The 19,251-nt window shown below is 38.3% G+C and carries 20 protein-coding genes, 1 pseudogene and 1 other annotated feature; of the genes and pseudogenes, 14 read left to right on the top strand and 7 right to left on the bottom strand.

Features of this window, described 5'->3' with window-relative positions; translation table 11 throughout:
• The first annotated feature begins 68 nt into the window (after positions 1 to 68).
• The 3 genes from AACL61_RS09470 (at position 69) to AACL61_RS09460 (ending at position 2,131) form a co-directional block, all read left to right on the top strand.
• Positions 69 to 719, top strand: a complete 651-nt coding sequence (locus AACL61_RS09470) for a PepSY domain-containing protein (protein WP_339111310.1) — start codon at positions 69 to 71, stop codon at positions 717 to 719.
• A 121-nt stretch (positions 720 to 840) separates the two neighbouring features.
• Positions 841 to 1,908, top strand: coding sequence for an FAD-binding oxidoreductase (locus tag AACL61_RS09465; protein ID WP_339111309.1), 1,068 nt, complete (start codon positions 841 to 843; stop codon positions 1,906 to 1,908).
• A complete protein-coding gene (locus tag AACL61_RS09460; protein ID WP_339111308.1) occupies positions 1,847 to 2,131 on the top strand; it encodes a hypothetical protein in 285 nt (94 codons plus the stop codon). Before AACL61_RS09465 ends, AACL61_RS09460 begins: the two co-directional genes overlap by 62 nt.
• 339 nt (positions 2,132 to 2,470) lie before the next feature.
• On the opposite strand, the gene AACL61_RS09455 is transcribed toward AACL61_RS09460, so the two are convergent.
• The 4 genes from AACL61_RS09455 to AACL61_RS09440 form a co-directional block, all read right to left on the bottom strand.
• Positions 2,471 to 2,608, bottom strand: coding sequence for a hypothetical protein (locus tag AACL61_RS09455; RefSeq protein ID WP_339111307.1), 138 nt, complete (start codon positions 2,606 to 2,608; stop codon positions 2,471 to 2,473).
• Positions 2,609 to 2,722: 114 nt separating this feature from the next.
• Complete coding sequence (locus tag AACL61_RS09450) at positions 2,723 to 3,883, bottom strand: MalY/PatB family protein (protein ID WP_339111306.1); 1,161 nt, start codon at positions 3,881 to 3,883, stop codon at positions 2,723 to 2,725.
• Positions 3,884 to 3,895: 12 nt separating this feature from the next.
• A complete protein-coding gene (locus AACL61_RS09445) occupies positions 3,896 to 4,738 on the bottom strand; it encodes a DUF3737 family protein (protein WP_339111305.1) in 843 nt (280 codons plus the stop codon).
• Between the two features lie 86 nt (positions 4,739 to 4,824).
• The gene (locus AACL61_RS09440) at positions 4,825 to 5,145 is read right to left on the bottom strand and encodes a carboxymuconolactone decarboxylase family protein (protein WP_078009927.1); all 321 of its coding nucleotides are present in this window, start codon (positions 5,143 to 5,145) and stop codon (positions 4,825 to 4,827) included.
• Between the two features lie 308 nt (positions 5,146 to 5,453).
• Between AACL61_RS09440 and AACL61_RS09435 the strand changes: the two genes are divergently transcribed.
• The 4 genes and pseudogenes from AACL61_RS09435 (at position 5,454) to AACL61_RS09420 (ending at position 9,064) form a co-directional block, all read left to right on the top strand.
• Positions 5,454 to 6,461: an NADP-dependent oxidoreductase gene (locus AACL61_RS09435; RefSeq protein WP_339111304.1), complete on the top strand. Its 1,008-nt coding sequence runs from the start codon at positions 5,454 to 5,456 to the stop codon at positions 6,459 to 6,461.
• Positions 6,462 to 6,798: 337 nt separating this feature from the next.
• Positions 6,799 to 7,583 (top strand): annotated as a pseudogene (locus AACL61_RS09430) (aldo/keto reductase).
• Between the two features lie 102 nt (positions 7,584 to 7,685).
• The gene (locus AACL61_RS09425; protein WP_339111303.1) at positions 7,686 to 8,171 is read left to right on the top strand and encodes a flavodoxin; all 486 of its coding nucleotides are present in this window, start codon (positions 7,686 to 7,688) and stop codon (positions 8,169 to 8,171) included.
• Between the two features lie 239 nt (positions 8,172 to 8,410).
• Positions 8,411 to 9,064, top strand: coding sequence for a hypothetical protein (locus AACL61_RS09420; protein ID WP_078009931.1), 654 nt, complete (start codon positions 8,411 to 8,413; stop codon positions 9,062 to 9,064).
• 163 nt (positions 9,065 to 9,227) lie between these two features.
• Here AACL61_RS09420 and AACL61_RS09415 read toward each other — a convergent pair whose 3' ends face one another.
• The gene (locus AACL61_RS09415) at positions 9,228 to 10,103 is read right to left on the bottom strand and encodes a LysR family transcriptional regulator (RefSeq protein WP_078009932.1); all 876 of its coding nucleotides are present in this window, start codon (positions 10,101 to 10,103) and stop codon (positions 9,228 to 9,230) included.
• Positions 10,104 to 10,219: 116 nt separating this feature from the next.
• Here AACL61_RS09415 and AACL61_RS09410 point away from each other — a divergent pair, with 116 nt between their 5' ends.
• The 6 genes from AACL61_RS09410 to AACL61_RS09385 all read left to right on the top strand — a co-directional run bounded on the left by AACL61_RS09410 (position 10,220) and on the right by AACL61_RS09385 (position 16,147).
• Entirely contained in the window at positions 10,220 to 10,750 is a 531-nt protein-coding gene (locus AACL61_RS09410) for a DapH/DapD/GlmU-related protein (RefSeq protein ID WP_180374504.1), read from the top strand.
• A gap of 1 nt (position 10,751) precedes the next feature.
• Positions 10,752 to 11,717: an alpha/beta hydrolase gene (locus tag AACL61_RS09405; RefSeq protein WP_078009933.1), complete on the top strand. Its 966-nt coding sequence runs from the start codon at positions 10,752 to 10,754 to the stop codon at positions 11,715 to 11,717.
• The gene (locus AACL61_RS09400; protein ID WP_339111302.1) at positions 11,718 to 12,584 is read left to right on the top strand and encodes an alpha/beta hydrolase; all 867 of its coding nucleotides are present in this window, start codon (positions 11,718 to 11,720) and stop codon (positions 12,582 to 12,584) included.
• 121 nt (positions 12,585 to 12,705) lie between these two features.
• Positions 12,706 to 12,938 (top strand) — a binding site (T-box leader).
• 179 nt (positions 12,939 to 13,117) lie between these two features.
• The gene (locus tag AACL61_RS09395) at positions 13,118 to 13,930 is read left to right on the top strand and encodes a 2-keto-4-pentenoate hydratase (RefSeq protein ID WP_139561474.1); all 813 of its coding nucleotides are present in this window, start codon (positions 13,118 to 13,120) and stop codon (positions 13,928 to 13,930) included.
• A 50-nt stretch (positions 13,931 to 13,980) separates the two neighbouring features.
• Positions 13,981 to 14,913 carry an L-lactate dehydrogenase gene (locus AACL61_RS09390; RefSeq protein WP_003670158.1) on the top strand — a complete coding sequence of 311 codons (933 nt, stop codon included), beginning with the start codon at positions 13,981 to 13,983 and terminating at the stop codon, positions 14,911 to 14,913.
• Between the two features lie 232 nt (positions 14,914 to 15,145).
• Complete coding sequence (locus AACL61_RS09385) at positions 15,146 to 16,147, top strand: DUF1002 domain-containing protein (RefSeq protein WP_085719492.1); 1,002 nt, start codon at positions 15,146 to 15,148, stop codon at positions 16,145 to 16,147.
• 54 nt (positions 16,148 to 16,201) lie between these two features.
• Here AACL61_RS09385 and AACL61_RS09380 read toward each other — a convergent pair whose 3' ends face one another.
• The gene (locus AACL61_RS09380; protein ID WP_085650418.1) at positions 16,202 to 17,191 is read right to left on the bottom strand and encodes an asparaginase; all 990 of its coding nucleotides are present in this window, start codon (positions 17,189 to 17,191) and stop codon (positions 16,202 to 16,204) included.
• A 78-nt stretch (positions 17,192 to 17,269) separates the two neighbouring features.
• A complete protein-coding gene (locus AACL61_RS09375) occupies positions 17,270 to 18,142 on the bottom strand; it encodes a LysR family transcriptional regulator (RefSeq protein ID WP_152700094.1) in 873 nt (290 codons plus the stop codon).
• Positions 18,143 to 18,264: 122 nt separating this feature from the next.
• Between AACL61_RS09375 and AACL61_RS09370 the strand changes: the two genes are divergently transcribed.
• Positions 18,265 to 19,143 carry an aldo/keto reductase gene (locus AACL61_RS09370; RefSeq protein WP_041817002.1) on the top strand — a complete coding sequence of 293 codons (879 nt, stop codon included), beginning with the start codon at positions 18,265 to 18,267 and terminating at the stop codon, positions 19,141 to 19,143.
• Positions 19,144 to 19,251: the final 108 nt, after the last annotated feature.

The raw sequence follows: 19,251 nt of genomic DNA, 5'->3' as shown, positions 1-19,251 counted from the left end.
AGAAGTAGGGGTATTCTCGCAATTTATGGATAAAATTACCAATTAAAGTTAAGAAGGGAAGAATAAAAATGACAGAAAAAATCGGACAAAGACAAGATCATCAACCAAACGCAGACAAGAAGAAAGCAAGGAAGTTCCCAAAGATGACTAAAAAGGTTCTGATTACCGCCTGTGTTTGTGGAGGACTTGTGTTAGGAGCTGGAGGCATTGCTGGTGTCGCTGCAATGGATGGTTATCATGCTCAAATCGAAGCCGCGGTGAAACATGAAAAGTTAGCTAATAAGAGCGACATCAAGATTGACCAACAGGCTGCAATTGATCAGTTTAACAAGAAGTACCCAGATAAGCACCTCAATGAAGTAGAGCTGGAAAGTGACAAGGGAAAATATGTGTACAAGGTAAAGGGCTTTGACAATACCAACGAATACAAGGTTAAAGTCAATGCCAAGGATGTCAAACTAATCTCTAACAAGTCTGAAAAGCTTGACCAAAATGAGAAGGAATATACCTTAGATCCAGGTAAGGCAATTAGCCGTGATGAAGCGAGCCAAATTGCCGAAAAAGCAGCTAAAAAGGGTAGTGCGATCGAATGGAAATTAGAACAAGAAAAGGAAAATCAAGCTGTTTGGGAAGTTAAAGTAAAAGATGGCCGGACAGTTAAAGAAGTTAAGATTGATGCTGGCTCTAAAAAAGTATTAGCCGTGGAAAACGACCATTAATTTATCCATAATTTGCGCATTCATCCCCCACTTATAGAAGTGGGGGATGAATCGCCTTCTTAAAGCAACGAGTGCTTTTTCTTCAGTTGCTGGTCATGTAATAAATATGAGGAGGACAAAAATGTTAAAGAAACACCCTTTAGCCTTATATATTACGTGGATAGTTGCTTTAGCAGTTATTCCATTACCGTTAATCATCTTGACAAATAGTCAATTAACGGCTGATTATGAAGATCTTTTTGCTTATGATGTGGGGATATTGGCCTATGTTTGGTGGTTGGTTATCATTTTCCTCTCAACTCGTCCAAGATGGCTTGAAAAGTATATTGGAATCCCTTCAATGTATTTTTTGCATGCTTCGTTAGGCGTTGCAGCGCTGATTGCTGTGACTGCTCACAAATTTTTAAGTCCCGGCGCTGATCACCTTGTTGAAACGACGGGAGATATTGCTTGGTACTTGGCAATTGTCGGTATAATTTACGCGATTGTCTTTATGTCGGGATGGTTAGTTGACCGCTTTAAGCTGCTTCGTCAAATTAAACTAAAGTTAAGCATAATTTGCTCCCATCAAGTTTCTGTCTGGATCCACCGCTTAAACTTACTATTAATCCTACTGATCTGGTTGCATGTTCACTTAATAGATGATTTTAGCGAGATGACAAGTTTTATAACAACATTTGATGCGTATACTTATATCATTATTGGTTATTACTTGTTAGCAAAATTTATCACGCTGTTTAAAACAAATGGAACAGTGATAGCGAATAAACAGCTTGCACCGAATACTCAACAGTTAGTAATTAAGTTAGATAAAAACGATCCAGCTTATCAAGCCGGTGACTTTTACTTTGTGTCTTTTAGGGGCAGTAAATTAATTGGGAGGGAAAAGCATCCTTTTTCCGTTACGTCCGCCCCTAAAAATGACCCTCATGAAATTACCTTTACGATCCAAAAACTTGGGGATTTTACAAAAAAGATCCCATCAGTACAAATTGGAACAAGAGTATATTTAGAAGGACCATACGGACAATTTGATCGCATTATCCGTAAATTACCTAAGGATCAACCATTAGTGTTTTACGGGTTGGGATCAGGGTTAGCGCCCCTTCTTAGCTTGGCAGAACAATATGGAAATCAACGACAAAAAAATATTATGGTCTTCATCAAAAAAGAACGGCTTATATTTTGAAAAAGCTCTGGAAAAATTAAAGAAAAATCCTAATATTACGGTTATTGCAAAAGAAGGTCGTTTTACGGAAGAATCAATAAAAAAAGAATTGTCACCTAAAGAAATTGATCAAGGGCTCTACTTTATCGTGGGACCAGCTCATGTCATCTTAAATGTCGAAAAGATGCTTCGGAAACTTAATGTTAAGTCACCACACATAATTGATGAAAGATTAACAATGTAATAATGATAATATGCAACCAATCGCGGGGGTACGGAGTCAATCTCAAGTTAAGGATTCTCGATCAAGGAATTGAAGCACGGGCTGATATCGTTCGGGAAAACAGTTGAGGCTGGGAGAAAATGAATCGCACCCTGTCAAGTGAACATGTAAATATATAAAGTTTTTAAGCAGCTTGATTCCGGTATTCTACTGGGATTAAGCTGTTTAATTGGATATCTGTCAACTGGTATGGTTGACAGATATCCATATATTTCCATGTTCACCTAGAAAGGAGCATACCAGAATTGTGTAAAGTCCACGGCAATCGTCATTACTTTAATGTGGTATTTGTTAGTAATATCATACTCGAGCTGAGCAAGCTTTTTGCGGATTTCGTCTGACTAAAACCAGGTTACCGCCTTTTTGTGCATGGATCTTAACAAATTCCATTCCCAGATCACCAGTGGTACCAGTAATTAAAGCAGTTTCTTTTGACATAATAATTCCTCCTCAAAATCTTATCTTTCGTTTGATGTTGATTCTAGTATATGCTGAAGAAGAGAATAAGTAATATCATATGATGCCAAACTGATATCAAATGGCGCCAAGTAATTAATTTTTGGTGGCGGTTGCTAATCTTTCTAAACCATCTTTGACTTGTGAACGAGGATAAGCGATGTTAATGCGAATAAACTGGCTACCATTGCCATGATAATAAGTTCCTGGATTAATAATTAACCCAGTTTGTTCGCGAATCTTTTGTACCAAAACAGCGCTGTTATCAGTTACTGCGCTAACATCAATCCATACAAGATAAGTTGCCGTTCCAGGAACAACATGGAGTTTAGGAAGGTTCTTCTTAATAAATTCAACAAGATATTTGCGGTTCCCTAATAAATACTTTTTAAGTTGATGAAGCCAGTCTGCACCCTGGGTATAAGCAGCGATTGTTCCAGGAATTGCTAAGAGATTTGGTTTTGCTACTTCATATTTATTGATTGCGCGCGTAAAGTGTTCCCGCAAAAGAGGATTAGGAACGATTCCTGTCGCAGCATGAAGAGCCGCCACGTTAAATGTCTTACTGGTTGATACTAATGTAACCACGTTTTGGCGATAATCTTCTGGTAAGGAGAAAGTAGGAGTGTAGTCTGGGCCCGTTAATACTAGATCACCATGAATTTCGTCACTAATAACAATGATACCGTGCTTTTGAGCTAGCTTAATAATACGAATTAACTCATCGCGCGACCAAACATAACCAGTAGGATTGTGGGGATTACATAAAATCATCAGCGTGGTAAGCGGGTTACTCATTTTTTCTTCAAGGTCATCCCAATCGACAGAATAAGTATATGTAGCTTGATCATATTTTAGCTGAGTAGGAAAAGCATGACGGCCGCTATTGAGAATAGAATTATAAAAAGTATTGTAAACTGGCTCCATTAACAGAACGTTATCGCCTTCATGACTTAAATAATTAACACAGGCAGTAATAGAAGGGATAACACCAGTTGCGAACCGCATCCAAGAGGTATCAGCTTCCGCGTTATGCTCGGTTTTATACCAGGAAGCAACTGCATTAAAGTATTTCTCATTCGGATATTCATAACCAAAAGCACCTGAATCAATCTTCTTTTTCATTGCGGCCATAATTTCAGGAGCAGTTTTGAAGTCCATATCAGCAGTTGTCATTGGTAATTCATTCGGCTTAACATCCCATTTTTCAGAATTGGTGTGACGCCGATCGAGAATTGTATCAAAATCATATTTCATATTTTTCACCCTTTACTTCTTTTGAATTATTTGAATCTTACTTGGATCAATTTGGGGATCATCCATAATAATTTCATCAGCGTGATCAACGGTGATTTTACCACTAATTGGGTTCTTGATACTCATAATAGTACCTTTTAGCTCGGCATCAATATTAGTACATAATTCAAAGGCGAGGTCAGTTCGCAGAGCACGACAATTCTTCAGCGTTAAGTGGTCAACATAGCATAATCCCTGATCGCTTTCGATTGTGCAGTTAATAAAAGTAATGTTCTTGGTATTCCAAGCTAGGTATTCCCCACTGATCTTAGAATCATAAATTGTGACGTTCTCACAGTTCCCGAAGGCATCCTTTGATACTAAGCGTGAATTATGAACCTCAACGTTTTTAGCACCATCAAAAACATAATTTCCGACAAGATCAAGATGGTCAACATAAATGTTTTCACTATTCATTCCTAAATAATCACCAGTAGCATAGACATTTTTCATCTTAATATTTTGACAGTTCCACATTGTTTCAGCAGCATTTGTAAAGTGAACATTATTAAGAACGATCCCATCACATCGACGAAATTCTTTAGGTGCTTGAATTGTACTGTCAGTAATTTCAATATCGTTAGTATACCAAATACCAGAACGAGACATTTCTTCAAAGATGGTATTTGTTACTTTGATATGATCGGAATACCAAAGAGGATATTTCCATGTAAAGAGTACGCCATCGAGAGTTAAGTTAGCAGTTTCTTTTAATGGTGATTCACCCTTACCAAAAGTAGTGTTTACTAAATGAGCATCTTGAAGACCATAAAGTGGACGTTCACCATCATAATAAGCTTCTTTAAATTCTTCCATCCTAATTACCTCACAATTCCTAATTAATTTTATAATAGGCCGAAAATAAAAAACGCGCCATTAAAGACACGTTTTAAATTGATTTTTTAATCATCCCATACTTTTTTAGCAACGTTGAATGCGGACCAAGCATTTGGCCAGCCAACGTAGAATGCTAATTGAGTAATAATTTCCGCAATTTCATCTTTTGTAATGCCGTTGTTCTTAGCAGTTTGCATGTGGTAAGGGAGCTGTTCAAAAGCACCTTTTGTAATTAAAGCGGTAACGGTGAGAAGACTCCGATCGCGAAGGCTTAATTCCCTTTCCCGTGACCAAACTTGTCCGAATAATACATCATCGTTTAATTCTGCAAATTTAGGGGCGAAATTACCAAGTTGGTCGCGACCAGCTGTTTGTTTCTTAGCCATGAAAATCTTCCTTTCTCAATCGTAATTTTGATTACTTTTACTATAAGCCTAGAAAGATAAAATTTAAAATACCAATATTAAGTAGGCAATAATGCAAAAAATGAATAGCTAGCAGTTTTTATTTGTAACTAATAAAATAAGGCAAGACAAAAGCCTTTGAATAATAGTGCGATTAATGTCTTGTTAGTAAGACATTGAAAGATATAATGCTAGAAAGCAAGCATGAAATACATGTTAGAGCTACTTTATTGACGCTATTTTCTTAATTCGTTATGGTTGATAAAGATAAGAAAAAAGTGAGGATTATTATGAAAGTAGCTCAACTTACTAAATACAATAAAAAGAATCCACAAATACTAATTAGCAATGCTTCTTTGCCGCCGCTTGGACCTTACGACCTACTAATTCAAGTTAAAGCGGCAGGTGTCAATCCATTAGATAATTTAATAGCATGGGGCGATTTGAAATTAGTTGTCCCATATAAATTACCGCAAACACTGGGAAATGAATTTGTAGGACTTGTTCAACAAACTGGTAAAGATGTTACTAATTTTAAGGTAGGCGACCGTGTATATGGACGCAATCCCTTAAATAATATTGGTGCATTTGCTGAAGAATTAGTGGTTAATCAATCCGCTGTTGCTCATGTACCGGAATATCTTACCAATCAAGAAGCGACTGGCGTTCCTTTAACTGCTTTAACAGCAATTCAGGCTCTTGAATTGTTACAAGCTAAGCCAGGTCAGACATTATTTATTTCTGGTGGGACAGGAAGTTTCGGTGCAATGGCTATTCCAATTGCAGTAGCAAAAGGACTCAAAGTGATTACTAGTGGTAGTCCACAAAATCAGCAACGTGTCGAACAACTCGGGGTTAATAAATTTATTGACTATACAAAAGAAGATTACACAAAAGTTCTTTCAGGGATTGATTTAGTAATAGATACATTAGGTGGAAAAGAAACAATTAAGCAGATGGCAATTTTACGTCCTCATGGGAAACTCGTATCTTTACGTGGAATACCTAATAAGGAATTTGCTAAACGAATGAAAATGAGCAAGTTCAAACAAGGACTTTTTAGTCTTGCATCCCGTAGTATTGAAAAAGAAGCAGCTAAAAAGAAAATAGACTATCAATTTTTATTCGTAACAGCTAATGGCCAACAATTAGCAGCTGCAAACAAGATCTTGGTTGAAAATCAAATTCATCCCACGGTTGGCAAAATCTTTTCACTAGATGAGGTTCCCCAAGCGATGAAAAAAGTTCAGCAGGGACATAATAAAGGTAAAGTAATTATTGATATGAGCAAGAATTAAATTTGAAAAGTAGGTGAGTGTGAATTAATTTTTCAACAAAGAGGGGCTAAGGATAGAATGGGGTTTAGCACGGCACAGGGGACTTAGCTTCGAGTCTTTTGGCGACGCGCAGCCAGTGCCATGATATCGTAACAATATTCGTATAAAATAACGAGGCTGTTGAAAAAATAAAAGCTTTTTCTCAGGTTGTTTTTAAATCCTTACTTTAAAATTTCCCATATCCTTCACTCAATTAGTATACGTTTCGGGCATACTGATATGATAATCAAGTAATGTTAGTTTAGAAAATATGGTGCTAATATTTAGACAATGATTAACGCAAAGGAGACGAAAAATAATGTCTATATATAATGTACCTACTTTCAAATTGAACGATGGCAATGAAATTCCAGTAATCGGTTTTGGAACTTTCCAAATCCCTGCTGATGGTACAACATACAATGCAGTTAAGGATGCCTTAGCTGCTGGTTACCGTCATATTGATACCGCGGCTGCCTACATGAATGAACAAGAAGTTGGGAAAGCAATCAAGGATAGCGGGATTCCTCGTGACCAAATCTGGGTAACAAGTAAGATGTGGCTTCAAGATTACAAGTATGAAGACGCAAAGAAGGCTATTGAAACTTCTCTTAACAAATTAGGGCTTGATTATATTGACCTTTACCTTCTTCACCAACCATATGGGGCGGTTGACGAAGCATGGAAGGCAGTCGAAGAAGCACAAAAGGCTGGTAAGCTTCGTTCAATCGGTGTTTCCAACAAAAGAAATTACGGGAAATTCTTGCGAAGGATGATGTTCGTCTTGAAGCCTGGGCACCCCTTGGACAAGGTAATGCTGACTTACTGCATGAACCAGTAATCACAGCAATTGCTGAAAAATACGGTAAGAATGCTGGTCAAGTAATTCTCCGCTTTGAAAATCAAGAAGGAATTGTTGTCTTCCCTAAGTCTGTTCACGAAGCACGAATTAAGAGTAATCTTGATATTTTTGACTTCGAATTAACGGATGAAGAAATGGATCAAATTCGGGCCCTCGATAAAGGCAAGGGAATGCATGATCCTGATGCGCCTGGTGTTGGTGAGATGTTATTAAATGCATATGATATTCACGCTAACGATTAATACTTTTAAAGCATAGATAAGGATTAATTATAAGCATTTTCCATCATTGCGTTTTTACGTTAAAATTTATACTGCGTTTTAAGATAAAGGAGGCCTTCATTAATGGCAAAGACCCTTGTTTTATACTATTCTGCAACCAATACTACTAAGAAGATTGCAGAACAGATTGCTCAAAAATTAAATGCAGATATTGCCGAAATTCATCCAGCACAACCATATACGGATGCAGATTTAAACTGGCATGATGATCGAAGCCGGACATCAATTGAACAGCACGAGCATAATAGCCGGGTTGATATTAAGGATGATTTACCAGATATTAGTGGCTATGACAATATTGTCATTGGGCACCCGATTTGGTGGGCTATCCCGCCGCGGATGATTAGTACGGTGATTGATCATCTTGATTTAAACGGGAAGAATTTAGCACTATTTGCTACTTCTGGTGGAACAAGCTATGATCGCTCACAAAACTATGTTGAACGAACGGTTAATGAAAATAGTTATGATACCAAAGTCAACCAAGGGGCAATTTTAAATGACCCACGCCAAATTGACGGCTGGATTGACTCACTTAATTTTAAATAAAGAGAAGCGCTGAAGCTGGGAAATCCAGTTGTTCAGCGCTTTTTTGATGATATGAAAGAAGAATTTGACTATTAATCTAAAATTTTATCTGATTAGTCAAATTAGTGGTGGTTCCTGTATTAAACATATGCAGTTTAAGGAATTTTTGGTAAAATGTAAGAGTTTTAAAACTAAATGGTCAATCGACGCAATTAGCTACGCTGGTTGACCATTTTTGTATATTTGAGGAGGATATTTATATGGAGATATTGGTAACGTTATTTGATTTGGTGTTTTTTATTACGTTTATAGTCGCAATTGTCTATGGTATTAGGTGGTTTAAAGGAAGAAAAGATAAAGAAAATGAATCTCTTAAGAAAAATAAAAAATATTTTTGGATTAGTCTTATAGTAATGATTATTTCACTACTAATTGCTGGAATGGCGCAGGGAAGTATTGATGAAGCTCAAGAACAACAAGCTACAGAACAACAGGAAAAGAACAAATCAAATTATAAGGATGATAAAGAAGATTTTATTGATCAATACGGCACACTTGGTTCTAAGGTTGAAGATCTTTCAAAGCAAGAAGGAAAAGAATGGAGCGATGCAATAGATAATTCTGATGATTTTGATGTAGAATCTGCCGTTGATACTATCCAAAGTAATCATACCGACGAGATTGATGAAATTGATAGTAAAGTTAATGACCTGCATGACCTAGATCAAAAAATTCAGAAAAATGATTCTGTAAAGAAATCCGACAAGGAAACTATCCATAAATCGTACTTAGACTTAAAACATTTTGCTAATCATGCAACTAATATTAGTGGTAGTTACAATGATTTTACTGATGAGCATAATGAATTAGATCAAAAAACAGCAGACCATATGGAAGAACTTCAAGACCTATAGACAGCAGTAGTTGAAAGGTACTTTAGAGTTTTAGTCATATAAGTTTGGGCGGCCTTATTCGTTTTAGGATAAGGTCGTTTGCTTTTTAAACAATGGTAATAGATCATATTAGTTCTATAGGGAAGTAATATAAAAGCCAGTGTTTGAGAGAAAAGGCTTTATTCTATACTACTTGTACTTCCTTTAAGTGGTTCAAGAAAACCTGCGCAACGTTAGATAATTGACGGTTTTTATTCCAAATGAGATTATTTTGATCTGTAATAGTAGGTGTTAAAGGACGGAAGATAAGATTAGTTCCAGTGATATTGATCAGATTTTCATAGGTTAATGCAAGGCACGCTCCTGTTTCGACTAATAAACGAGCATTAAAAATTAAATTGTACTGGCCAATAAAGTTGTACTGATCAATTAATGAACCAGCCCACACCCGAAACACATCCTGCTCTTTAGATTGAGCTGACGTAATAATAGGGACACCCTTTAGATCTTCCGGAGTAATCTTTTCCTTTTCTGCAATCGGCTGATCTTTTCGGACTAAGATTCCCCAGATATTCTTTTGCGGCAATCTAATTGAATGATAATCTAGGAGCTTTTCTGGTCCCATTATGATTCCAAAATCCAAGGTACCGTTATTTAAGCGCTGATAGATTTGATCGCTATCACCACTTACTAAGTTAATCTTAACATCTGGATACTTTTTGATAATATCACCAATTACAGTCATTACTGGCTGAATAGCTGCACTTTCTCCTGCACCAATATCTAATGTTCCGCTTATGACATTTTGTGATTGCAGGTCGGTTTCAGTTTTGTCAACGAGGCCAGTAATCTCTTGCGCTCGTTCATATAAATAATAGCCTTCTTGGGTAAGTTTGATTTGCCGGTGTCCTCGTTCAAATAAAGTAATCCCAAGTTCTTTTTCAAGATCCATTAATTGTCGTGATAGTGTCGGTTGAGAAATATGTAATCTTTTAGCGGCATTTGAAATGTTCTTTTCTTGGACTACTTCAATAAAATACCTCAGTACACGGACTTCCATTTTAATCACTCCAATATGCTTTTTAACTATAGTATGTCATTAAATATAAGTATTTAACATTATTATAAAAACTCGATAAGATATAAACAATAATTTCAAGCAAAAGAGGGATGAAAATGAAAGAGATTCAAAAAGAAGAACTTGCGACAATCACGGCAACGGCTTTAAAAAATCAAGACTTACTTCAACAATTGAATAGTCGGTCAGCATCGCAAAGAGAAATTCGCCATGTCCTTAATGATGTAACTGGTCAAAAAATAGATGCCTCGGTTGAAATTCGTTTGCCTATCCGTAGTGATTACGGAGCTAACCTGAAAATTGGGAAACAAGTATTTATTAACAGTGGTGCGATGTTTACTGATCTCGGCGGAATTGAATTAGAAGATAAGGTTTTAGTCGGACCCAATGTAACAATCATTTCGGTAAATCATCCCCTTGATCCAGAAAAGCGACGCGGCGTTGAATTGAAATCAGTCCTCATTAAGGAAAATGCCTGGCTTGGCGCAAATGCTACAATCTTACCAGGCGTTACAGTTGGTGAAAATGCTGTTGTTGCAGCGGGAGCAGTTGTTAGTAAAGATGTTCCTGCCAATACTGTTGTTGCAGGCGTTCCTGCTAAAGTAATTAAAAAAATCGGAGGAGAATAATATGTCATTTGGATACATTACACCATTATCAGAAAACGTAGAACGGCAAAGTATTAATTTTAAAAATCGTTATGGCTTAGAATTAGCCGGTAACCTTTATTACGCTAAAGGTTTAGATATTAAAGAAAAGCACCCCGCTCTAATTATTGGTGCGCCATATGGTGGGGTGAAAGAACAAGGACCAGCCGTGTATGGTAATGAACTTGCTCAGCGTGGCTTTGTTGTATTAACTTTTGATCAAGCCAATATGGGAGATTCTGCTGGCGAGCCACGTCGCGTTTCCTCCCCAGGTTTATTTGCAGAATCATTTAGTGCAGCGGTTGATTTTCTTGGCGTTGAAGTTCCGTTTGTTGATCGTAACAAAATTGGGGTTATTGGAATTTGTGGTTCTGGTGGCTTTGCACTAGCAGCTGCTGCGGTAGATCCGCGGATTAAAGCCGTTGCTACCGCATCAATGTATGATATTACTGATGTTCGTGGGATGATGAACCTAAGCGATGAAGAGTTAAATAAAATGAAAGAAGAGTTAGCTAACCAGCGCTGGGAAGATTATGCAAGCGGGATTCCTGAATATAAGCCAAGTTTCCCAACTAAACCTTACCCGAATGTTGATGCATTGCCAGAAATCGATCCGATTACTAATGAATGGAATCGATTTTATGCTGTTCCTCGTGGTTTTCATGCTCATGCTCGTGGAAATTTCACTACTACTTCTAACCTTGCCATGATGCAATTTCCAGCATTAGCTTATATTGATGAGATTTCCCCACGGCCAATTCTTTTTATTTTTGGTGATCATGCTCATTCACGTGCTTTCTCTGAACGAGCTTATAAGCTAGCAAAAGAACCTAAAGAGATGTATGTTGTAGATGATTGTGAACATATTGACCTTTATGATCGAGTTGATAAAATACCATTTAATAAGATTAAACAATTCTTTGATGAAGCTTTTGTAAAGGAAGATTAGATGAAAAAGTATTCTCAATTATTATTAGGCTTTGCTGTTATTTTAGTTGGCCTATTAGGAATAAGTTCACGAGCACATGCTGTAACCCATTATATTCAATCATCAACACCGACGATTTTTGTTCATGGGTGGGGTAGTAGTTCTCATGCTGAAGAAAAGATGGCCAATGCTGCCCGTGATGCCGGTGTTACGAAGACAATTGTGCGGGCAAACGTTGACAGAAAAGGGAAAGTAACATTTAACCATCAAATTCCAGCAAATGCCGTTAATCCGATTGTGGAAGTTAACCTTGAAGATAATAAATTAAGTGCATATCAAGATGATTACACGCAAGGTTATCATCATGGCGGTGAATATGTAAAAAATGTGGTATTAGCTTTAGAAAAACAACACCATTATAAGCAGATTAATCTTGTAGGACATTCAATGGGAAACTTGGAAATTATCAATTATATTAATGACAATGTAAATGATAAAAGCCTTCCGCAAGTAGCCCACTTAGTAGCGATTGCTGGTCATTATAATGGACTGGTAGGCCAAAGCAATGTTCAAAACGCGAAGGTAAATGCTAAAACAGGCGAACCAGATAAAATGGATTCTTCTTACCGTGAATTACTTGGCTTACGGCAGAGCTTTCCCAGAAATACAGCCGTGTTAAATATTTACGGGGATGTTGGGGATGGCAGTCACTCGGACGAAGATATACCGGTAAATTCTGCTAAATCATTAAAGTATTTAGTCAGTGATCGTGCAAAATCATACCGCGAAGTTGAAATTCATGGAAAGAATGCCCAACACAGTAAGCTCCACAATAACAGTCAAGTAAACTGTGAATTAATTAAATTCTTGTGGGAAGAGTCAAATTAGTTGATACTGTGCATATTTTGCGAATAATGATCCATGGCAATGTTTTTTAATGATTTTCTAATTTAACTCTTGTTTTTCTCATTTTCACGTGATATTCTACTAATAATCAATTAAGAGAAATTAAAAAACGTTGACCGAGAATCGTCAATTCTGCTGAATTAAGAGAGCCGGTGGTTGGTGGAAACCGGTAGGAGGTAGTTGCGACAAATCCCTCGCGAGTTGTATGTCGAAATAATAGTAGAACATACTGGTAGCAGCCATTATCTTGCCGATTAATTGCCATTGTGGGCAGTTGATTGAGGCAACCCTTGTGTTGTAAATAAAGGTGGTACCACGTTGATAGACGTCCTTTTAGTTCTTAATAGAGCTAGGAGGGCGTTTTTTATTAGACATACTTAAAGGTGGTGGTGGTCATGGCAGACAGTGATATTTCAGACATTATTAACATTGAAGAAAAATTAGAACATGACCTGACCGGCTTAGACCGATAATTAATTTGGTAACAGCGGTCAGGTCCTAAGGAGGATATTATTATGACTACAAATAAAAACGTTACCTTAAATGAAGAACAAGAAGCTTTTGCTCAAAAACTTTTCCAAGCTTATCAAAGCAAGAAACCACTGGTAATGGATGAATGGGCAGAGGTCGTTAGCGATGATAATACAGCTTATGCCCTTCAAGACCGTTTCGTTGAATTAAAGGGACTTCCAACTGGTGGGTATAAAGTTTCCTTAACTAGTAAGAAAACCCAGGACATGTTTGATTCTGATAGTCCGCTCTATGGACAACAAGTTGATGCCCACTTCTTACCATCACCTGCCGTTCTCTCTCTCAAAGAACAAACGATGGCTCCGTTAGTGGAAGTTGAACTCGGCTTCCGTGCTAAAACTGACTTGCACGCCAGTGATTCGATGGAAGATTTATTACATAAGACTACTGTCTGCGGCACGCTGGAAGTACCTGATAGTCGTTTTGCTGACTGGTTCCCAGATCTAAATAAATTCAGTGTCATGAGTGATTGTGCTGTTGGTGGGTATGTAGTATATGGTCAAGAACGACCAACCGATGAGGTGTTTAAGACCGTTGATGATGCAGCAAATGTAAATGTCACCCTTTACCACGATGGCAAAGAAGTGGATAGTGGGGCGTCAAGTGAAGTGCTTGGCAACCCATTAAAGTCATTGCAATGGCTAGTCAGAAAGCTTGAAGAACAAGGGAAGACATTCCGCGCAGGGCAGCTAGTATCATCAGGTACTTTCCTCTTACCACCACATTTAACTACCGGCAAGTGGGAAGCCAAATTTGATAATGGCTTCGGCACTGTGAGTGTGGACGTGACTGACTAGAATTAATTATTTTACATAGTTGTGCAATAAAAGAGAAAGGGAGTTTTATTATGACGAGAAAAGTAGCAGTAGTCGGAATGGGTCACGTTGGGGCAACGGTAGCGCACTATTTAGTTGCTGGTGGCTTTGTCGATGACCTCGCATTATTTGATACTAATGAAGCTAAGGTGCAAGCGGATGCTTTGGACTTACGAGATGCAATGGCCAATTTGCCTTACCATACTAACCTGACTGTTAATGATGAAAGCCAATTGCGTGATTGTGATGTGGTCGTGTCAGCCCTAGGGAAATCAAAGTTGGTTGATACGCCAGATCATGATCGCTTTGCTGAATTTAAGTTTACGCGGACCCAAGTGCCCTTGGTAGCAAAGATGTTAGTAGACAATGGATTTCACGGTAAGTTAGTTGATGTTACTAACCCTTGTGATGTGATTACCTCAATGTACCAAAAATTAACGGGATTACCAAAAGAACACGTGATGGGGACGGGAACCTTACTCGACTCTGCACGGATGCGGGCCCGGGTTGGTGAAGCTTTGAAAGTTGATTCACGCTCTGTTGTTGGTTTTAATCTTGGGGAACATGGCAATTCGCAATTTACGGCATGGTCGACAGTCCGCGTCCTGGGGAAACCGGTCACTGAACTAGCAAAAGAACGGGGATTAAAGCTTTCTGAGCTAGAAGAACGTGCTCGTCAAGGAGGCTACCTCGTATATCAAGGGAAGAAATACACTAATTATGGTGTTGCTACGGCAGCAGTCCGGTTAACCAACGCATTATTGAATGATGCGCGAACTGAAATGCCAGTTTCTAATTATCGTGAAGAATACGGCACGTACCTTTCATATCCAGCTGTCGTTGGCCGTGACGGGGTAGTGGAGCAGCTGCATCTGGACTTGACGCCGGAAGAAGAATCAAAACTAGCAACATCCGCAACATACATCAAAGAACGATTGAAAAAAGAAGAAGAGCGAGCAAACTAGCTAGCTCAGGCAGACCAGATCAAGGCAGGAATGAAGCACCTCGGTGAAGCTCTGCAAGACGAGAGAGAGAATTAACGGCCAAGCCAAGTTATGACTAAGCGCCTTTCTGCTCCCGCCCAATTCATTGGCGTAATAATTAAACTGTGGTAAAGAAAATAAAATCCGCTAGTATTTTGGCGGATTTTTCTTTATCATTAATATAAATTTAATTTGCCTTAAAAGGAGTAAAAAAGTGCGCTCAAATAAGTTAACCAAAATCATTATTACCTCTACTCTCGCACTATCTTTATTAGCAGTGCCAGTTAGCCAGGTCACAATTTTGGCGGCTGAGACAACTAGTGAAAGTACGAGCAACAGTTCAACTACTCAGACCCATACGCTAAATAAATCATATGTTGTATATGGAGCGGGGGCTGCCGAGAAGAATGAATTAAATAATGTACTAGCAGTCGATGATAATTTTACAACGTTAACCGCTACTGCCAGTGATTATCAGAAGTATATCAATCCAAATGGTTCGACAACTAACGCCGCCATGGTTAGTTCGGTAGCAATTGTCCCCACCGATCCAGGTTCGGGGATTAAAGTTAATGTAAAAAAGTTTAATGGTGAGGATAATATTACCAAAGTAACTGCCCAACAGTACGCTATGGTTGCGCAAATGGCGGGGGTTACGGATGTTACTATCACCGTTAGCGCTAACCGGGCCGTTTCTGGGGAGTCAGCTTTAACCGGAGTCTATAAAGCAATTGCGGCAGATGGAGTTAGTTTAAATGAGCAAAATACGCAATCTGCTAACCAAATGTTGACCGCAACAAATGGGGCAATTGAAGCCAATAAGGATGATAGTAAATATCCTGGTAAGTTGATGGCTGCGGTTGGTGATACCACTAAGGAAATTAACCAACAAAAGAAACAAGGAACTACCCCAACGCAAAATCAAATTCAAGTAATCTTTAATCAGAAACTTGAAGAGCGAAACATTTACAATGAAACAAAGAATCATGAACAACCAATTATCAATGCGCTTGTTCAGTTTAATAATGCTCCAATTAGTTCAAGTAAAGACTATAGCTCGCACGTAACTGATACGATTAATAATGTAAAGAATTCATCAGGAGATATGATGAATAAGGCGAAAAAATTCTTGAATTCTCAAGACGGGCAGGCAGTTAAGCAACAAGCTCAGTCTTGGTGGACCCGGTTTGTTAACTGGATCCGTAGCTGGTTTTAAGTAAAAAATAAGAGGCAGGTGAAAAACAAAATTTTCATCCTGTCTCTTATTCGTTTAATCTAAAGTTACTTCACCAGCAACATCAGTATTGAAGAAGTCTGCAATTTCTTTAACATCCATCCCTTGACCAAGACCCCACATTAATTTAGTGATGGCACTTTCGGAAGTCATGTCGCGGGCGCTGATTGCTCCTTCTAGTAGTGCAAGTCGTCCGACCTCGTATTTTGTTAAGTCGCTTCGTTCATAAAGACACTGACTGGAAGTAATAATTGGAATGCCATTGCGGATTAATTCACCAACCGCAGCGACCATATTTCGCCGAATCGAGGTCATTCCTCCGAGACCATACGCTTCAATCACAATTCCGTGACAGCCATTTTTAGCCATTGCATGGAGTAAGGCAGGATCAAATCCTGGGAAGAGCTTTACCAGTGAAACATGAGTATCGATCTTAGTATTTAATTGACTTTTACCAGGTTGGGGATGCTGGTGATCCCTAATGGAAAAGCCGTCTGAAGTAACTTCTCCTACTGGTGGGACATTCACACTTTCGAAGGCATCGAAGGCGGTTGTCCGTACTTTAACACTCCGACAACCACGCATTACTTTACGATTAAAAGCAATATAGACTCCTGGCTCGCAGTTAGCAGCGGCTGCAAAGGCAAGTCGTAAGTTATCAGGGGCATCACTAAGAATCACATTCATAGGAACTTGGCTTCCAGTTAGCACAACCGGAATATTTATATGTTGAAGCATGAAAGTCAGCATTGAAGCAGTATAAGCCATCGTATCTGTCCCATGTGAAACGACTATCCCATCATATTCATTACGATGGTCATAGATCGCTTCGGCAATAATTTTCCATTCTTCTGGTTGAATATTGGATGAATCTAATTCGAGAATATCACGAACAGTAATGTCATATTCCAGCCGACCAAGCATTTTGATTAATTCTTCACCAGATTCGCCTGGAGCTAGTCCTTCATCAGAGACAACCGAGGCAATAGTTCCACCGGTTGAAAGGAGTAATAATTTTTTCGTCATTTTAGTCACCATGATTCATTTTATTATTAATATTTTTTAAATAGGGATTTTCAGCGAAACAAGTTAAACGCCTATAATTTAACTTAAATTAGGCCAGTTTTGGCTAATTTCATTAAGTAAGGGCGTTAAGGATTTTCTTTGTTTCTTAAGGTAATTAGCATAAAACGTCATTGTCGCAACTTCATCGGTAATCGGGAGTCGGACTCGATCGTCGTTTGACGTACGTTGTTGTGGATTAACTGTTGTTATATTAGTACTAAAGTATGGAAAACTAGAATATTTTGTGATTTCAGTAAGCGCGGCCCATTCTTCTTGATATAAAAATTTAGCATTTGGAATATATTTTTGGATAATTTCTTTCCACGGTCCGATATCGTTCAAAACGACAAAACTTAATCCGGCTAAGTCCTTAAAAGAAACCTGTTGGGAATTAGCAAGGTACATAAATTTATCAAGATTAACATAGAGATTTTCGGTCCCTAAATAACGCGATTCAATTTGATCAGTCTGAATCTCTTGGTCGCTGATAATTATTGAATTTTCATTATTTAAAAGTGAAGTGGTGATTTGGTCATGAGTAATAAACTTCTTGTCAATCGAAATTTGTGTAGAAAAAGATGCACTTTTTACGCGAAGCAGAATTAATGGACCCGGAGCAATTGATGCGATTTTAATTACTGATTGTCGAGCAGCATAATTTTGAAGTTGTTGAACAAAATTACGGTTGACGGCGAGAACTTCAGTAGCTTTTTCAGCAGCTAATTTTCCGGTATCAGTGAGGACGATCCGATTGGGCTGGCGGTCAAATAATTGAATCCCAAGCTCGTCTTCTAATTTTTGCATCCCCCGGGTAACTGTCGGCTGGGTAACGCTAAGTTTTTCAGCGGTTTTAGCAAGTGTTTTTTCACTGGCGAAGGTCACTAATTCTTCAAGCAAGTAATTATCAATCATTAGACCACTCCTTAATAGTATGCGCTAATTGTATACTACCATGTAAAGGTAGTAATTTTCAATTTGTAAATTAGCAATTAATATATAGACAACGATTAATTACAGGAAGGAAGAATTATTTTATGACAAATGTACCAACAGTAAAATTAAATAACGGAGTAGAAATGCCAACCCTTGGATTTGGAGTATTCCAAGTTCCAGACTTAAGTCAAGCTGAACAAGCAGTTACCGATGCTCTTGAAGTCGGCTATCGTTTAATTGATACTGCTGCTGCTTACCAAAATGAAGAAGCAGTTGGCAAGGCAATTAAGAATAGTAGTGTAAACCGTGAAGATGTCTTTGTAACTTCTAAGTTATGGGTGTCTGATTTTAACTATAAGCGGGCTAAAGCAGGGATTGACGCTTCACTGCAAAAGCTTGGCCTTGATTACATGGATCTTTACCTTCTTCATCAACCATATGGCGATACAATGGGTGCTTGGCGAGCATTGCAAGAAGCACAAAAGGAAGGTAAGATTCGCGCAATCGGTGTATCGAACTTCTACGCTGATCAACTAAAGGATCTTGAATTAACAATGCCTGTTAAGCCAGCGGTCAACCAAATTGAAGTTAACCCTTGGTACCAACAAGACCAAGAAGTTAAGTTTGCGCAAAGTGAAGATATTCGTGTTGAAGCATGGGCACCATTTGCGGAAGGTAGGCATGATATCTTTACCAACGAAACAATTGCGGAGACTGCTGCTAAATATGGCAAGAGCAATGGTCAAGTAATTCTTCGCTGGCTTTTACAACGGGGCATTACTGTCATTCCAAAGTCAGTCCACAAGAACCGGATGGAAGAAAACATCGATGTCTTTGATTTTGAACTTTCCGATGATGATATGAAAAAAATGGCTAGTCTTAACAAGAACGAAAGTCAATTCTTTGACCACCGTGACCCGGTTACGATTGAACAGATCTTTGGCTCCAGCTTAAAGATGGTTCAAGATGATGAAAAATAATTAATAAGAAATAGAGGGGCTGGGAATTAACTATTAATTCTTGGTTCTCTAACAGTAAAATCCGGACTATGATTTTTGATCGATCAAAAATCGTAGTCCGGATTTTAA

It is taken from the genome of Limosilactobacillus reuteri subsp. porcinus (genome assembly GCF_036621895.1).
Lineage (GTDB): Bacteria > Bacillota > Bacilli > Lactobacillales > Lactobacillaceae > Limosilactobacillus > Limosilactobacillus reuteri_J.
The sequence above is the reverse complement of the archived record's forward strand: the minus strand, read 5'-3'. Positions and strand labels throughout refer to the sequence as shown.

Excerpts from the sequence above, each read along its gene's own strand:
- AACL61_RS09470 (WP_339111310.1), top strand. The coding sequence starts at position 69 with ATGACAGAAAAAATCGGACAAAGACAAGATCATCAACCAAACGCAGAC.
- AACL61_RS09465 (WP_339111309.1), top strand. The coding sequence starts at position 841 with ATGTTAAAGAAACACCCTTTAGCCTTATATATTACGTGGATAGTTGCT.
- AACL61_RS09460 (WP_339111308.1), top strand. The coding sequence starts at position 1,847 with ATGGAAATCAACGACAAAAAAATATTATGGTCTTCATCAAAAAAGAAC.
- AACL61_RS09455 (WP_339111307.1), bottom strand. The coding sequence starts at position 2,608 with ATGTCAAAAGAAACTGCTTTAATTACTGGTACCACTGGTGATCTGGGA.
- AACL61_RS09450 (WP_339111306.1), bottom strand. The coding sequence starts at position 3,883 with ATGAAATATGATTTTGATACAATTCTCGATCGGCGTCACACCAATTCT.
- AACL61_RS09445 (WP_339111305.1), bottom strand. The coding sequence starts at position 4,738 with ATGGAAGAATTTAAAGAAGCTTATTATGATGGTGAACGTCCACTTTAT.
- AACL61_RS09440 (WP_078009927.1), bottom strand. The coding sequence starts at position 5,145 with ATGGCTAAGAAACAAACAGCTGGTCGCGACCAACTTGGTAATTTCGCC.
- AACL61_RS09435 (WP_339111304.1), top strand. The coding sequence starts at position 5,454 with ATGAAAGTAGCTCAACTTACTAAATACAATAAAAAGAATCCACAAATA.
- AACL61_RS09425 (WP_339111303.1), top strand. The coding sequence starts at position 7,686 with ATGGCAAAGACCCTTGTTTTATACTATTCTGCAACCAATACTACTAAG.
- AACL61_RS09420 (WP_078009931.1), top strand. The coding sequence starts at position 8,411 with ATGGAGATATTGGTAACGTTATTTGATTTGGTGTTTTTTATTACGTTT.
- AACL61_RS09415 (WP_078009932.1), bottom strand. The coding sequence starts at position 10,103 with ATGGAAGTCCGTGTACTGAGGTATTTTATTGAAGTAGTCCAAGAAAAG.
- AACL61_RS09410 (WP_180374504.1), top strand. The coding sequence starts at position 10,220 with ATGAAAGAGATTCAAAAAGAAGAACTTGCGACAATCACGGCAACGGCT.
- AACL61_RS09405 (WP_078009933.1), top strand. The coding sequence starts at position 10,752 with ATGTCATTTGGATACATTACACCATTATCAGAAAACGTAGAACGGCAA.
- AACL61_RS09400 (WP_339111302.1), top strand. The coding sequence starts at position 11,718 with ATGAAAAAGTATTCTCAATTATTATTAGGCTTTGCTGTTATTTTAGTT.
- AACL61_RS09395 (WP_139561474.1), top strand. The coding sequence starts at position 13,118 with ATGACTACAAATAAAAACGTTACCTTAAATGAAGAACAAGAAGCTTTT.
- AACL61_RS09390 (WP_003670158.1), top strand. The coding sequence starts at position 13,981 with ATGACGAGAAAAGTAGCAGTAGTCGGAATGGGTCACGTTGGGGCAACG.
- AACL61_RS09380 (WP_085650418.1), bottom strand. The coding sequence starts at position 17,191 with ATGACGAAAAAATTATTACTCCTTTCAACCGGTGGAACTATTGCCTCG.
- AACL61_RS09375 (WP_152700094.1), bottom strand. The coding sequence starts at position 18,142 with ATGATTGATAATTACTTGCTTGAAGAATTAGTGACCTTCGCCAGTGAA.
- AACL61_RS09370 (WP_041817002.1), top strand. The coding sequence starts at position 18,265 with ATGACAAATGTACCAACAGTAAAATTAAATAACGGAGTAGAAATGCCA.